Annotated in this window: 13 protein-coding genes; 4 read left to right on the forward strand and 9 right to left on the reverse strand. The window is 73.5% G+C overall.

The features are described from left to right. Window positions 1-295: 295 nt before the first annotated feature. The 5 genes from tsaE to ACH4N1_RS14490 all read right to left on the reverse strand — a co-directional run bounded on the left by tsaE (window position 296) and on the right by ACH4N1_RS14490 (window position 5,418). Window positions 296-808 (reverse strand): tRNA (adenosine(37)-N6)-threonylcarbamoyltransferase complex ATPase subunit type 1 TsaE, encoded by a 513-nt coding sequence (gene tsaE, locus ACH4N1_RS14470; protein WP_366061315.1) that lies wholly within the window; start codon window positions 806-808, stop codon window positions 296-298. Further along, on the reverse strand, window positions 774-2,027 hold the full coding sequence (locus ACH4N1_RS14475; RefSeq protein WP_398097219.1) for an alpha/beta fold hydrolase: 1,254 nt from the start codon (window positions 2,025-2,027) through the stop codon (window positions 774-776). Before ACH4N1_RS14475 ends, tsaE begins: the two co-directional genes overlap by 35 nt. Before the next feature lie 163 nt (window positions 2,028-2,190). Then, window positions 2,191-3,378, reverse strand: coding sequence for an alanine racemase (gene alr, locus ACH4N1_RS14480; protein WP_398097221.1), 1,188 nt, complete (start codon window positions 3,376-3,378; stop codon window positions 2,191-2,193). A 165-nt stretch (window positions 3,379-3,543) separates the two neighbouring features. Then, window positions 3,544-4,980 (reverse strand): NAD(P)H-hydrate dehydratase, encoded by a 1,437-nt coding sequence (locus ACH4N1_RS14485; RefSeq protein ID WP_398097223.1) that lies wholly within the window; start codon window positions 4,978-4,980, stop codon window positions 3,544-3,546. A gap of 66 nt (window positions 4,981-5,046) precedes the next feature. Further along, window positions 5,047-5,418, reverse strand: coding sequence for a holo-ACP synthase (locus ACH4N1_RS14490; protein WP_398097225.1), 372 nt, complete (start codon window positions 5,416-5,418; stop codon window positions 5,047-5,049). A gap of 224 nt (window positions 5,419-5,642) precedes the next feature. Here ACH4N1_RS14490 and ACH4N1_RS14495 point away from each other — a divergent pair, with 224 nt between their 5' ends. Continuing rightward, window positions 5,643-6,602, forward strand: coding sequence for a hypothetical protein (locus ACH4N1_RS14495; RefSeq protein ID WP_398097227.1), 960 nt, complete (start codon window positions 5,643-5,645; stop codon window positions 6,600-6,602). Window positions 6,603-6,616: 14 nt separating this feature from the next. Then, complete coding sequence (locus ACH4N1_RS14500; RefSeq protein WP_398097229.1) at window positions 6,617-8,374, forward strand: M16 family metallopeptidase; 1,758 nt, start codon at window positions 6,617-6,619, stop codon at window positions 8,372-8,374. Window positions 8,375-8,432: 58 nt separating this feature from the next. Here ACH4N1_RS14500 and glmS read toward each other — a convergent pair whose 3' ends face one another. Continuing rightward, window positions 8,433-10,280: a glutamine--fructose-6-phosphate transaminase (isomerizing) gene (glmS, locus tag ACH4N1_RS14505; RefSeq protein WP_398097231.1), complete on the reverse strand. Its 1,848-nt coding sequence runs from the start codon at window positions 10,278-10,280 to the stop codon at window positions 8,433-8,435. Between the two features lie 164 nt (window positions 10,281-10,444). Between glmS and coaA the strand changes: the two genes are divergently transcribed. Further along, entirely contained in the window at window positions 10,445-11,434 is a 990-nt protein-coding gene (gene coaA / locus ACH4N1_RS14510) for a type I pantothenate kinase (RefSeq protein ID WP_398097233.1), read from the forward strand. Window positions 11,435-11,494: 60 nt separating this feature from the next. Then, window positions 11,495-12,481, forward strand: coding sequence for a DUF389 domain-containing protein (locus ACH4N1_RS14515; protein WP_398097234.1), 987 nt, complete (start codon window positions 11,495-11,497; stop codon window positions 12,479-12,481). On the opposite strand, the gene glmM is transcribed toward ACH4N1_RS14515, so the two are convergent. The 3 genes from glmM to rplM form a co-directional block, all read right to left on the reverse strand. After that, the gene (gene glmM / locus ACH4N1_RS14520; protein ID WP_382791587.1) at window positions 12,478-13,836 is read right to left on the reverse strand and encodes a phosphoglucosamine mutase; all 1,359 of its coding nucleotides are present in this window, start codon (window positions 13,834-13,836) and stop codon (window positions 12,478-12,480) included. The two genes, ACH4N1_RS14515 and glmM, sit on opposite strands and share 4 nt — an antisense overlap. Window positions 13,837-14,086: 250 nt before the next feature. Continuing rightward, a complete protein-coding gene (gene rpsI, locus ACH4N1_RS14525; protein ID WP_366062763.1) occupies window positions 14,087-14,599 on the reverse strand; it encodes a 30S ribosomal protein S9 in 513 nt (170 codons plus the stop codon). Between the two features lie 44 nt (window positions 14,600-14,643). Further along, window positions 14,644-15,087, reverse strand: a complete 444-nt coding sequence (rplM, locus tag ACH4N1_RS14530) for a 50S ribosomal protein L13 (RefSeq protein WP_189718044.1) — start codon at window positions 15,085-15,087, stop codon at window positions 14,644-14,646. Window positions 15,088-15,166 lie beyond the last annotated feature (79 nt).

Consider the following 15,166-nt stretch of genomic DNA (forward strand, 5'->3'; position numbering starts at 1 on the left):
AACCAAGGGCGGAACACCATGTGACCACGCCCGGCAGGCAGAACGCAACATTTTGCCGACGCCCTGTCGGAACCTTCGCCCGCATTCGTCGGGGGCACGGCCCGCCCGCGTTCGTCGGAGGCACGGCCCGCCCGCACCGCACCCCCGCGCCGCATACCCGGGCGGCGGGCCGGCCCGTACCCGCGGCCACGCCGGCCGGCCGCGGCAGGCGATCGGCCGAGGCCGTCGACCAGCCGGTGCCGCCGACCGGACCGGGCCACCGGCGCGCCCGGGCCGGCTCCCGCGGCCGCCCCGCTCAGGCCGCCAGCACGCTCAGGTCCGCCGACGCCCACCGGTCGCCCAGACCGGTGACCGTCACCTGCCGCACCTCGTCCGTCGTGTCGCCCACGGCCCGGTGGATGCGCACCTGGAGCCGCTCCTCGGTCAGCTCCTCGACCTTGCCCTCGCCCCACTCCACGACGATCACGGACTCGGGCAGGGACACGTCGAGGTCCAGGTCCTCCATCTCGTCGAGCCCGCCGCCCAGGCGGTACGCGTCGACGTGGACGAGCGGCGGACCGCCCTGGAGGGAGGGGTGGACCCGGGCGATCACGAAGGTGGGCGAGGTGACCGCGCCCCGCACGCCGAGTCCCTCGCCGAGGCCGCGCGTCAGTGTCGTCTTGCCCGCGCCCAGCTCGCCGCTGAGCATCACGAGATCGCCCGCGCGCAGCAGTTCGGCCAGGCGCCGGCCCAGGTCCCGCATCTGCTCGGGGGAGGTGACGGTCAGCTCGGTCTCAGCCGGGTTGCGCGCTGCTGCTGGTGCTTCCATAGCCACCCACGGTAACGCCTGCCGGTACGGCGCCCGCGCGGGTGAGCAGGTCGGCGAGCCGGTCGGTGACGACCTCCGGGTGCTCCAGCATCACGAGGTGACCGGCGTCGGGGACGAGCACCAGCTCGGCGTCCGGCAGCAGGTCGGCGATGGCCTCGCTGTGTTCGCTCGGCGTCACCAGGTCCCCGATGCCGGCCAGCACCAGTACCGGCATGTCGCTGAAGCAGGCGAGCGCCTCGGTCTTGTCGTGGTCGGTGAAGGCCGGGTAGAACTCGGCGACCACGTCGATCGGCGTGCCCTCGATCATCCGCTCGGCGAAGCGGGCGACGGCCGGATCCACGTCCCGCGAGGCGAACGAGTACCGCTTGATGATCCCGGCGAACAGGTCGGCGGTGGCCCGCCGCCCCTTCTCCACCAGCGCGGCCTGCTGGCCCAGCGCCTTCAGCACGCCCGGCAGCACCCGCCGCACGGCGTTCACCCCGGCGACCGGCAGACCGAAGTTGACCTCGCCGAGCCGCCCGGACGACGTACCGACGAAGGCGGTGGCGACGACCCGCTCGAGGATCAGCTCGGGGAACTGCGCGGCCAGCGCCATGACGGTCATGCCGCCCATCGAGTGCCCGACGAGCACGATCGGCCCCTCCGGCACGGCCGCGTCGATGACGGCCTTCAGGTCGCGGCCCAGCTGCTCGATGGTGAGCGGCTCGCCGTCCCGCAGCTGGGCCGCCCCGCGCGCGGACCGGCCGTGGCTGCGCTGGTCCCAGTGCACGGTCCGTACGACGCCCCGCAGGGCCGCCCGCTGGAAGTGCCAGGAGTCCTGGGTGAGGCAGTAGCCGTGGCTGAAGACGACGGTGACGGGGAGCGGGGCCTTGCGGCCGAACAGCCTGCGCCGGCGGTTCGCCGGCCCGCCCTGCGGCTCGACGTCGTCGACCTCGTAGTACAGCTCGGTGCCGTCGTCGGCGAAGGCCTTGCCGGGGGTGCCGCGGAGGGCGCCGTACGGGCCCGTCGAATCGAGGGCGAGGCGGGCCTTGGCCCGCATGCCCCGTCCGACGGTCATCCGCTCCAGGGCGACTCCGGCGGCGGCGCCCGCGGCGATCACGCCTATCGCGGCCCCCGCGATGCCGGTCGCCCGGCGCCAGCCGCCGGCCCCCGTGGCGGAGGCGGCGTCGACGACCGCCGAGGCGGCACCCGCCAACGCCTCCGCGCTGCTCTCGCTCACGTACCGCTCCTCTTCGCCGGGTGTCGCAGGGTGTGCAGGATGCCGCCGGGCGCCGGGGTGCCCGGCGCGCGGACACCCGTTTGGTTCCTCGTTCACATGAATCGCATGCACAGGAATCGCCTGCGCATGTACGGGGGACGCGGGTGCGCTCAGAAGAGCGCGCTCACGGGGTCCGGTCCGCCTCGTCCGTCTCGTCCGTGTAGACGCGCGGGACGCGTGCTCCGATGCGCGTGACGATCTCGTACGCGATGGTGCCCGCGGCCTGCGCCCAGTCCTCGGCGGTGGGCTCGCCCCGGTCGCCGGGGCCGAAGAGCACCGCCTCCTCGCCGGGGGCGGGCTCGTCGCCGCCCAGGTCGACGACGAACTGGTCCATCGCGATCCGCCCGGCGACCGTACGCCACTTGCCGCCGACGAGGACGGGACCGGTGCCGGAGGCGTGCCGGGGGACGCCGTCGGCGTAGCCGAGGGGGACCAGGCCGAGGGTGGTGTCGCCGGGGGTCGTGTAGTGGTGGCCGTAGCTGACGCCGTGGCCGCCCGGCACGTGCTTGACCAGGGCCAGCGAGGCCGACAGCGTCATCACCGGGCGCAGTCCGAGGTCGGCGGCGGAGCCCAGCTCGGGGCTCGGGGAGACGCCGTACATGGCGATGCCCGGCCGGACCAGGTCGAAGTGGGTCTCGGGGAGGGTCAGCACGGCCGGCGAGTTGGCGATGTGCCGCACCTCGGGCCGTACGCCGTGCTCCTCGGCGTACGCCAGCATCTCGCGGAAGCGGGCCAGCTGGGCGGCGACGGACGGGTGGCCGGGTTCGTCGGCGCAGGCGAAGTGCGACCACAGGCCGGTGATCCGGACGAGGCCCGCGCGCTCGGCGCGCAGCGCCTCGGCGACCAGTTCGGGCCAGTCGGCGGGCTGGCAGCCGTTGCGCCCGAGGCCCGTGTCGGCCTTGAGCTGCACGCGGGCGGCCCGCCCGGCGAGCCGTGCCCCCTCGACCGCCTCGCGCAACGCCCACACACCGCTCACGGACACGTCCAGGTCCGCCTCGACGGCCTCCCGCCAGGGCCCGCCCGGAGTCCACAGCCAGCACATGATCCGGACGTCCGCCGGCAGGCCCGCCCCGGCGCGCAGCGCGAGGGCCTCCTCCGGGGTGGCGGTGCCGATCCAGGTGGCGCCCGCCTCGACGGCGGCGCGGGCGCAGGGCACCGCGCCGTGGCCGTATCCGTCGGCCTTCACCACGGCCATGAACGCCGCGCCGGGCGCCTTCGCGCGCAGCGCGCGCACGTTGGCCCGCAGCGCGGCCAGATCGATCTCGGCCCGGGCGCGCGGCGGGGCGCCGGTCGGCTGTGCAGTCTCACTCATCGCGCCCAGTCTCTCAGAGCCCCCTGACGCGCACGGAGAGCCGGGCCGGACAGCGGGCGGCACGGGGCGTTCCCGCCTGTCCGGGGCCTCCCGGGGGGAGTTCGGGGCCGGGGCCTCCCGAGGGGTCCGGGGCCGGGGCCGCGCGGGCGGGAACCCTGCCCCGCCTCACTCCCGTACGACATCGCGCCAGGCCCTCGCCACCGCCTCCGCCACCTCGTGCGCCCCCACCGGGGCGCCCGCCGCCGCGAACCGCCCGGCCAGCCCGTGCAGGTACGCCCCCGCGCTGCCGGCGTCCACCGCCGACAACCCCGCGGCCAGCAACGACCCCGCCACCCCCGAGAGCACGTCCCCGCTGCCGGCCGTGGCCAGCCACGGCGTCCCCGTCGGGTTCACCCGCACCGCGCCCGCACCGCCCTCCCCCGCGACCACCGTCGTGGCTCCCTTCAGCAGCACGGCCGCCCCGTACCGCCCCGCCAGCTCCCGCACGGCGGCCAGCCGCCCCGCCTCGACCTCCTCCCGCGACACCCCCAGGAGCGCCGCCGCCTCCCCGGCGTGCGGGGTCATCAGCGTCGGCGCCGTCCGCCCGCGCACCGCGTCCACGTCGGCGAGCCGCAGCCCGTCCGCGTCGATCAGCACCGGCACGTCGGAGGCGAGCACCTCCGCCACGGTGCCGGCGTCGTCCCCGGCGCCGGGCCCGACGACCCACGCCTGCACCCGCCCGGCCCGCCCGGGCCCCCGGTCGGACACCAGCGTCTCGGGGTAGCGCGCGAGCACGGCCTGTCCGGCGGGCCCGACGTACCGTACGGCCCCCGCCCCGCCCCGCAGTGCGCCGGCGACCGCCAGGACGGCCGCGCCCGGATAGCGCGCGGACCCGGCGGCGATCCCGACCACCCCGCGCCGGTACTTGTCGCTCTCGGCACCCGGCACGGGCAGCAGCCGGGCCACGTCGGCGTGCTGGAGGGCCTCCAGTTCCGGCTCGCCGGGCAGGTCGAGGCCGATGTCGACGAGCCGCACCGACCCGGCGTGCTCGCGCCCCGGATCGACCAGCAGGGCCGGCTTGTGGGTCCCGAAGGTCACGGTGAGGTCGGCCCGGACGGCGGCGCCCCGCACCTCGCCGGTGTCGGCCTCGACGCCGCTGGGCAGGTCGACGGCGACGACGGCGGCCCGGGACGCGTCGGCCAGCGCGGCGAGCCGTGCCGCGTCCTCGCGCAGTCCGCCGCGCCCGCCGATCCCGACGATGCCGTCGAGGACGAGGTCGGCCCGCCGGATCGGCCCGCCGGCGTCCTGGGGCGCCACGGTCCGGCCACCGGCCCGCAGCAACGCGGCCAGCCCGCCGGCGTGCTCGCGTCCGGGAGCGAGCGGCACGGCCGTCACGCCCGCGCCGCGCCGGGCCAGCCGGGCCCCGGCGTACAGGGCGTCACCCCCGTTGTCGCCGCTCCCGACGAGCAGGACGACCCGGCGTCCGTACACCCGCCCCATCAGATCGGCACAGGCGGCGGCGAGCCCGGCGGCGGCCCGCTGCATCAGGGCGCCCTCCGGGAGCCGCGCCATCAGGTCCCGCTCGGCGGCCCGGACCGTGTCCACGCAATAGGCAGTACGCATGGGCCCAGTCAAACACCGGGCCCCCCGCCGGGGGCGGACCCGCCCCGCCCGCCCGTCCCGCCGCGGTCACCCTTCCGCGATCACCACCGCCGAGGCGACACCGGCGTCATGACTGAGCGACACGTGCCAGGACTGCACGCCCAGTTCGGCGGCCCGGGCGGCGATGCTCCCGCGCACCCGCAGCCGCGGCTGCCCGCTGTCCTCCACGTACACCTCCGCGTCCGTCCACAGCAGACCCGCGGGAGCGCCCAGCGCCTTGGCGAGGGCCTCCTTCGCCGCGAACCGGGCCGCGAGCGAGGCGACGCCCCGCCGCTCCCCGCTCGGCAGCAGCAACTCGCTCTCCAGGAAAAGGCGTTGGGCCAGCGCGGGCGTACGTTCCAGCGATGCCGCGAACCGGTCGATCTCGGCCACGTCGATACCGACCCCGATGATGCTCATGCCGAGCACCCTACGGCGGGAGGACCGTGAGCCCCGGTCGCCCACGCGGCTGTCGGAGCCGGCTGCTAGCCTGCGGCGACTTGATCACACGGTCGCACCGCTCGCACACGGACCGACCGCAGACCGACCACAGACCGATCAGCACACGTCACATCATCACTTCACCGCCCGCGCCCTGGGGGGCCAGTCGGCGCGCGCGGAAGGCAACGCCAGGGGGCGGGGGCATGAGCAGCACCACCAAAGGCGGATCCACGGGCTCTCCGGGACCGACCTTCGACCCGTACGACAACACACCCGAGCTGGTCCCGCTGCGCACGGCCGCGCGGGCCGGTGACTGGCCCGCCGTCCGGGCCTTCGTCAAGGGGCTGGACTCGGCCGAGAAGATCTCGATGGTCTCGTCCGTCCTCGCCGAGACCCCCGGCGCCGAGACCTTCCTGGAGCGGGCCGCCGCCGAACTCCCCGCCGATCCCCTGCCGCGCACCCTGCTCGCCGAACGGTACGTCCACATCGGCTGGGACATCCGCAGCGGCGCCCGCGCGCAGGACGTCTCGCGGGACCAGTTCGAGCAGTTCCACTCCTGGCTGCGCCGGGCCGAGCAACTGCTGATCGAGGTGTGCGCGGAGCAGCCGGCGTACAGCCCCGCCTGGACGGTCCGGCTGACCACCGCGCGCGGCCTCCAGCTGGGGCAGGCCGAGGCGCGCCGCCGCTACGACCGGCTGTCCGCCCACCACCCGCACCACTACCGCGCGCAGACGCAGCTGCTCCAGCAGCTCTGCCCGAAGTGGGGCGGCACCTGGGAGGCGGCGCACGCCTTCGCCCGCGAGTGCGCGACCGCAGCGCCGGACGGCTCGAACTCGGGCGCCGTGGTGGCCCTCGCCCACATCGAGCACTGGCTGGACCTGGACAGTCCCGACGACGCGGCCTACCTGCGCGGTGTGCCGGTCCGCGACGATCTGCGCTTCGCCGCGCAGGTCTCGGTCCTGCACCCCGCCCACCGCCCCGACTGGTACTCCGTCGGCGCGCACAGCGCCTTCGCGTTCGCCTTCTCGATGGGCGGCCACCACGCCGACGCGGCCCCGCACTTCGCCTTCCTCGGCGACCGGGCCACGGAGTTCCCGTGGCAGTACACGGGTGACCCGAAGGCGTCGTTCCTGACGTTCCGCAAGCTCGCGACACAGGCCTGAGGGGGCACCGGCACATGACGACCGACCTGCACGACCCGAGCGGCCTCGCCGCTCTCGACGGCCTGATCTCCCACACCACCGTCCAGGGCATCCCCACCCTGTACACCGCCGGCTCCGGGAACGAGGTCAGCGCCGGACTGTTCTTCCGGGTGGGCCGCGCCGACGAGACCCTGGCCACCGCCGGGATCACGCACCTCGTCGAGCACCTCGCCCTGCACCGCCTCGGCCTGTCCGACCTGCACTACAACGGCGCCACGGCGAACGCGTACACCCTCTTCCACGTCACCGGCGGCGAGGAGGAGGTCGTCACCCACCTCAACAGCGTGTGCGCGGGCCTGCGGGACCTGCCGATGGACCGGCTGGAGACCGAGAAGGAGATCCTGCGCACGGAGGCGGCGAGCCGCGGCGGCGGCCCCCAGTCCCCGCTCGCGCTGTGGCGTTACGGCGCCCAGGGCTACGGCCTGTCCAGCTACAACGAACTGGGCACCTGGAGCCTCACCCCGGACCAGGTCCGGCACTGGGCCGAGACCCGCTTCACCCGGGACAACGCGGTGCTGTGGATCACCAGCGACCACGTGCCGGAGGGCCTCGACCTGGTCCTGCCCGCGGGAACCCGCTCGCCGGCCCCGGCCGCGACCGGCGCGCTGCCCGTCACCCCGGCCTACATCCACGGCGACGACGGCCACGTCGTCCTCACCTCGGTGCTGCGCCGCTCCACCGCGGCCGCCGTCTTCGCCGACGTCCTCGGCCGGGCCCTCTTCCACGACCTGCGCCAGCAGGGCGGCTACTCCTACACCGCGGAGGCCGACTACTCCCCGCGCGACGCCGCCTTCGCCACCCTCACCGCCCACGCGGACTCCCTGCCGCAGAAGCAGGACGCGGTCGTCGGCGGCTTCGTCGACGCCCTCGCCCGGCTGCGCGCGGGCCGCATCGAGCAGTCCGAACTGGACGCCGTGCGCGGCAAGATGCTCAAGATGTACGACACGCCCGACCTCGGCGCCGCCAGTCTCCCGTCGTACGCGCTGAACGTGCTGCTCGGGCACCCGCTCCTCTCCCCCGAGCAGCACCGGGCCGAGCTGAACGCGGTCACGGTCGCCGACCTGCACGAGGTGGCCCGGCAGGCCTGGGACTCCGCCCTGATCCAGGTGCCCGGCCGGGGCGTGGACTGGGCCGGCTTCACCCTGGCCCCCCAGTCCTCCCCGGCCGCCGTCACCGGCACCCGGCACCCGTCCCGGGAGGACGACCGGGTCGCGCTGGTCATCGGCGCCGAGGGTGTCACCCTGGAGACCCCGAAGGGCCCGGTCACGGTCCGCTACGACGCCTGTGCCGCGATGACCACCCGGCCGGACGGCGCCCGCGCGCTCACCGGCCACGACGGCTTCGCGGTCACCGTCGAGCCGACCCTGTTCGAGGGCGTCACCGCCGAACGCGTCGCGGCCCTGGACGCGGCGGTCCCCGCCGCGTGCGTCGTCCCGATGCCGGCCCGCACCCCCGAGCAGATCCCGCAGCCGCGCCGGCCGGCCCCGGAGCCGGCCGTCGGGCGGGGCGGGGCGAGGGGCCGGACGAGCGGCTGGGGCTGGACGGCCCTCGTCGTCCTGCTGCCCGTACTGGCCGCGGCCTGGGCCGCGCTCGGCGTCTACCTGATCGCCGATCGGATCGACGAGGGCCGCGTACCGCCCATCGGCGGCACGCTCGGGATCATCGCCCTGGAACTGGCCCTGCTCCGCTGGACCCGCACGGCGAACCTGCGCCGCAAGCAGGCCCGCGGCTGACCGACGGGGGCGACGGGGGCGACGGGGGCGACGAGGGCGACGAGGGCGACGAGGGCGCCTACTCCACCGTGACCGACTTCGCCAGGTTCCGGGGCTGGTCCACCTCGTTCCCCCGCGCCGTGGCCAGCTCGCAGGCGAACACCTGCAACGGCACCGTCGCCACCAGCGGCTGCAACAGCGTCGGCGTCGCGGGGATCCGCACGAGGTGGTCGGCGTACGGCACGACCACCTCGTCCCCCTCCTCCGCGATGACGATCGTCCGCGCGCCCCGCGCCCGGATCTCCTGGATGTTGGAGACGATCTTGTCGTGCAGCACGGACCGCCCCCGCGGGGACGGCACCACGACGACGACCGGCAGGTCCTCCTCGATGAGCGCGATCGGCCCGTGCTTCAGCTCACCGGCCGCGAAGCCCTCGGCGTGCATGTACGCCAGCTCCTTCAGCTTCAGCGCGCCCTCCAGGGCCACCGGATGGCCCACGTGCCGGCCGAGGAACAGCACGGTGTTCTTGTCGGCGAGCGACCGCGCCAGCTCCCGCACCGGCTCCATGGTCTCCAGCACCCGCTCGACCTCCCCGGAGATCCGCGCCAGGTCCCGCACGACGGCCCGGATCTCGTCCCCCCACTGGGTGCCGCGCACCTGGCCGAGGTACAGGGCGACGAGGTAGCAGGCCACCAGCTGCGTCAGGAACGCCTTGGTGGAGGCGACGGCCACCTCGGGCCCGGCATGGGTGTACAGCACCGCGTCCGACTCGCGCGGGATGGTCGACCCGTTGGTGTTGCAGATCGCCAGCACCTTGGAGCCCTGCTCGCGGGCGTGCCGCAGCGCCATCAGGGTGTCCATGGTCTCGCCGGACTGCGAGATCGCGATCACGAGCGACCGCGCGCCCAGGATGGGGTCCCGGTACCGGAACTCGCTGGCCAGCTCCACCTCGCAGGGGATCCGCGTCCAGTGCTCGATGGCGTACTTGGCGATCAGCCCCGCGTGGAACGCCGTGCCGCAGGCGACGATGACGACCTTGTCGACCTCGCGCAGCTCCGCGGCCGGGATCCGCACCTCGTCCAGGGTCAGCGCGCCGGAGACGTCGATCCGGCCGAGCAGGGTGTCGGCGACGGCCTTGGGCTGCTCGGCGATCTCCTTGAGCATGAAGTAGTCGTGGCCCCCCTTCTCCGCGGCCGACGCGTCCCAGTCGACGTGGTACGAGCGCACCTCGGCCGGACGGCCGTCGAAGCCGGTGACCGTCACCCCGTCCCGGCGCAGCTCCACCACCTGGTCCTGGCCCAGCTCGATCGCCGACCGCGTGTGGGCGATGAACGCGGCGACGTCAGAGGCGAGGAAGGCCTCACCGTCCCCGACGCCCACCACCAGCGGCGAGTTGCGGCGCGCCCCGACCACCACGTCCGGCTCGTCGGCGTGCACCGCGACGAGCGTGAACGCCCCCTCCAGCCGTCGGCACACCCGCCGCATGGCCTCCGCGAGGTCACCGGTCGCCGAGTACTCCTCGGCGAGCAGATGGGCCACGGCCTCGGTGTCGGTCTCGGAGCGCAGCTCGTGCCCGCGCTCGGCCAACTCGGCCCGCAGCGCGGCGAAGTTCTCGATGATCCCGTTGTGCACGACGCAGACGCGTCCGGCGTTGTCGAGGTGCGGATGGGCGTTGGCGTCGGTGGGCCCGCCGTGCGTGGCCCACCGCGTGTGCCCGAGGCCGGTCGTCCCGGCCGGCAGCGGCCGGGCCCCCAGTTCCTTCTCCAGATTGACGAGTTTGCCCGCCTTCTTGGCGGCGGCGAGCCCTCCGTCCGCCAGGACGGCGACGCCCGCCGAGTCGTATCCCCGGTACTCCAGCCGCTTCAGTCCGGCCATGACGACCTCGAGGGCCGGCTGGGCCCCCACGTATCCCACGATTCCACACATGACCGGCAGCGTACGGCGGGACAGCGCCCCGAAAGGGCCTCCACGTGCCCGAATTCGGAAATTCCCACGGGGGTACGCACGCCTCGGCGACACCTCACGTCCATCGGCGGCCGGGGTGACGGATCCCACCTGCCATCCTGTTCGAACTCCGTTAACAATGGACTGTGATCTCTCCGGTCCCCTCGATACCGCGGAGCGCCCACCGGCCCCGGCCGGAGGCGACTCCCTACGTCGACCTCACCCGTTCCGAGTGGAGCGCGCTGCGCGACAAGACGCCGCAGCCCCTCACGGCCGAGGAGGTCGAGCAGCTGCGCGGCCTCGGTGACGTCATCGACCTCGACGAGGTCCGTGACATCTACCTCCCGCTGTCCCGGCTGCTGAACCTGTACGTGGGCGCCACCGACGGCCTGCGCTCGGCCCTGAACACCTTCCTCGGCGAACAGGGCTCCCAGTCCGGCACCCCGTTCGTCATAGGAGTCGCCGGCTCGGTGGCGGTGGGCAAGTCCACGGTCGCCCGCCTCCTCCAGGCCCTCCTGTCGCGCTGGCCGGAACACCCGCGCGTCGAGCTGGTCACCACCGACGGCTTCCTGCTGCCCACCAGGGAGCTGGAGTCCCGCGGCCTGATGTCGCGGAAAGGTTTCCCCGAGTCGTACGACCGCCGCGCCCTCACCCGGTTCGTCGCCGACGTCAAGGCCGGGAAGGGCGAGGTCACCGCACCCGTGTACTCCCACCTGATCTACGACATCGTGCCCGACCGGCGCCTCACGGTCCGCCGCCCCGACATCCTCATCGTCGAGGGCCTGAACGTCCTCCAGCCCGCGCTCCCCGGCAAGGACGGCCGCACCCGCGTCGGTCTCGCCGACTACTTCGACTTCAGCGTGTACGTCGACGCCCGCGTCGAGGACATCGAGCGCTGGTACCTCAACCGCTTCCGCAAGCTGCGCGCGACCGCCTTCCAGGACCCGCACTCGTACTTCCGCAAGTACACCCAGGTCTCCGAGGACGAGGCCCTCGACTACGCCCGCACGATGTGGCGCACCATCAACAAGCCCAACCTGGTGGAGAACATCGCCCCCACCCGCGGCCGCGCGGCCCTCGTCCTGCGCAAGGGCCCGGATCACAAGGTGCAACGGCTGAGCCTGCGCAAGCTCTGACCCGAGGGGCCGGCGCCCCTGCGGGGCGGGCCGTGGTCCGCGCCTGTTAGAAAGGGCGCCATGCTGCACCTGCGCCTGATCACTCCGCCCGACCGCACCGACGACGCGGTCCGCCTGATCGAGAACACGGTCGGCGCCACCCACCTGGTGGTGCTGCCGGGCGTCGCCCGCGACCCCGGGGGCGATGTCGTCATGTGCGACGTGGCACGCGAGGCGGGCGACCAACTCCTCACCGGGCTGCAGGAGTTGGGCCTGGAGGACACCGGCTCGATCGCCGCCGAGAACATCGACCTGTCGCTGTCCCGGCGAGCCGACCGGGCCGAGGCGGAGGCGCCGGGCGAGGCCGCCGACGCGGTCCTGTGGGAGCACCTGGTCGAGGCGACGCACGAGGAGTCGACCCTCTCGGTCACCTACGTCGCCTTCATCACCCTGGCGACGATGATCGCGGCCTGCGGTGTGGTGCTCGACAACGCGATCCTGATCGTGGGCGCGATGGCGGTCGGCCCGGAGTTCGGCCCCCTGGCCGGCATCTGCACGGCGGCCGTGCAGCGCGCGCCGCGCCTGGCCCTGCGTTCCCTGGTCGCCCTGCTGGTCGGCTTCGCCGCGGCGATGGCGGTGACGGCCGGCTTCAGTGTCTTCATGGACGCCGTGGGCCTGTTCACCAAGGACCAGCTGGAGGGCGACCGCCCGAACACGGGGTTCGTCTACGCCCCGGACTGGTTCTCCTTCGTGGTGGCGGTCCTCGCCGGTGCCGCCGGCACCCTCTCCCTCACCTCGGCGAAGTCGGGCGCCCTGGTCGGCGTCGCCATCTCGGTCACCACCGTCCCGGCCGCCGCCAACGCGGCCGTGGCCCTGACCTACGGCGACACCAACCAGACCCTGCGTTCCTCGGAGCAACTCCTGCTGAACCTGCTGGGCATCATCCTGGCGGGGATCCTGACCCTGCTGGTGCAGAAGTGGCTCTGGTCGCTCGCGAGGAGGCGTCAGACGACGCCCCACCCGCGAGCCGGGGCGAAATCCGCCCCGCGGACCTACCCGCGGCCCTAGCCCAGCGCCGACTTCACCGCGTCGGCCAGCCGACCCGCGACGGAGCGGGCCTGGTCGATGTCCGCGGCCTCCACCATGACCCGTACCAGCGGCTCGGTGCCGGAGGGCCGCAGCAGCACCCGCCCGGTGGCGCCCAGCTCCCGCTCCGCCTCGCCGACCGCGGCCGCGAGGTCCGCCGAGCTGGTGACCCGGGACCTGTCCACGTCGGGGACGTTGATCAGCACCTGCGGCAGCCGCTCCATGACGGACGCCAGCTCCCGGAGCGTCCGTCCGCTCTCGGCGACCCGCGCCGCCAGCATCAGCCCGGTCAGTGTGCCGTCGCCGGTGGTCGCGTGGTCGAGGATGATCACGTGCCCGGACTGCTCACCGCCGAGCGCGTACCCGTGCTGCTTCATCTCCTCCAGCACGTACCGGTCGCCCACGGCGGCCTGCACGAGCGAGATGCCCTCGCGTTCCATCGCCATCTTGAAGCCGAGGTTGGACATGACGGTCGCGACGACGGTGTCCGAGCGCAGGGCGCCCCGCTCCCGCATCGCGAGCGCGAGCACGGCGAGGATCTGGTCCCCGTCGATCTCCTCGCCGGTGTGGTCCACGGCCAGGCAGCGGTCGGCGTCACCGTCGTGCGCGATGCCGAGGGCGGCCCCGTGCTCGACGACGGCGGCCTTCAGCTTGTCCAGGTGGGTGGAGCCGCAGCCGTCGTTGATGTTGAGGCCGTCCGGCTCGGCGCCGATCGTGACGACCTCGGCACCGGCCCGCGTGAAGGCCTCGGGCGAGACCCGGGCGGCGGCTCCGTGCGCCTCGTCCAGGACGATCTTCAGCCCGTCGAGCCGGTTCGGCAGTACGGCGATCAGGTGGGCGACGTACCGGTCGAACCCCTCGTCGTACGAGCGCACCCGGCCGACGCCGGCGCCGGTCGGACGGTCCCAGGGGGCGCCGGTGCGGTGCTCGTCGTAGACCGCCTCGATCCGGTCCTCCAGCTCGTCGGCGAGCTTGTGGCCGCCGCGGGCGAAGAACTTGATGCCGTTGTCGGGCATGGCGTTGTGGCTGGCGGAGAGCATCACGCCGAGGTCGGCACCGAGCGAGCCGGTGAGGTAGGCGACCGCGGGCGTCGGCAGCACGCCGACCCGCAGGACGTCGACGCCCGCGCTGGCCAGACCGGCCACGACGGCCGCTTCGAGGAACTCCCCGGAGGCACGCGGATCCCGTCCGACGACCGCCACCGGCCGGTGGCCCGCGAAGGTGCCCGCCTCGGCCAGCACGTGCGCCGCCGCGACGGAGAGGCCCAGCGCCATCTCGGCCGTGAGATCCACGTTGGCGACACCGCGCACGCCGTCCGTGCCGAAGAGTCGTCCCACTTGTCCTCCTGAGGAAGCGTCAGTTTCGAAAGCCGTGCGGCGCGTCGATGGATCAGCGGCGGCTCCCGCGTTCAGGCATTTGATGCCCTGAACATCCGATCACACAAGCCTTTGAGCACCTTGTGCCGTTATACGCCCACAGCTGCGAGAAAACGAACGCCCCGACGGCACTGTGGCGTGCCGCCGGGGCGTTCGGAGTACGGAGGGGCGGGCCGATCGGCCCACAGCCCGTACGAGCAGGCAGCGAAGCTTAGCGCTTGCTGTACTGCGGGGCCTTGCGGGCCTTCTTGAGACCGGCCTTCTTGCGCTCGACCGCGCGGTCGTCACGCGTGAGGAAGCCGGCCTTCTTCAGCGGGCCGCGGTTGTTGTCGACGTCGGCCTCGTTCAGCGCGCGGGCGACACCGAGACGGAGCGCACCGGCCTGACCGGAGACACCGCCACCGGCGATGCGGGCGATGACGTCGTAGCGGCCCTCGAGCTCGAGGACCTTGAACGGCTCGTTGACTTCCTGCTGGTGCACCTTGTTCGGGAAGTAGTCCTCGAGGGTGCGACCGTTGATCTTCCACTTGCCGGAGCCCGGAACGATCCGGACGCGGGCGATGGCGTTCTTGCGACGGCCCAGGCCGGCGGCCGGCTGCGGGTCGCCGAAGCGGGAGGCCATGGACTCCGAGGTGTACTCGCCCTCGACGGGCACCTCGGACTCGGTGGTGTAGCTGTCGATGTCAAGCTCTTCGAGCGGCTGCTCGGCAGTGGTCTCGGCCACGGTGATTCCTCAGATTCTCTTGGCTCGGTTTGGTCTGGCCGGTGTTACTGCGCGACCTGGGTGATCTCGAACGGCTGCGGCTGCTGCGCGCCGTGCGGGTGCTGGTCACCCTTGTAGACCTTCAGCTTCGAGAGCATCTGACGGCCCAGCGTGTTCTTCGGGAGCATGCCCTTGACGGCCTTCTCGATGGCCTTCTCCGGGTTCTTGTCCAGCAGCTCGTCGTAACGGACGGAGCGCAGACCACCCGGGTAGCCGGAGTGGCGGTACGCCATCTTCTGGGTCCGCTTGTTGCCGGACAGGTGCACCTTGTCGGCGTTGATGATGATGACGAAGTCACCGGTGTCGACGTGAGGGGCGTAGATCGGCTTGTGCTTGCCGCGCAGGATGGAGGCGGCGGTGCTGGCGAGACGACCCAGGACGATGTCCTGAGCGTCGATGACGTGCCACTGGCGCGTCACATCGCCGGGCTTGGGGCTGTACGTACGCACGGTTCGTAGCCTTCGCTTCGAGTGAGTGGTCCTGACAAGGTCACCGAAGACGATCACGACAGCCCTGACCGCACTGCGG

The sequence above is a fragment of the Streptomyces sp. NPDC017202 genome, assembly GCF_044331705.1.
Taxonomy (GTDB): Bacteria; Actinomycetota; Actinomycetes; order Streptomycetales; family Streptomycetaceae; genus Streptomyces.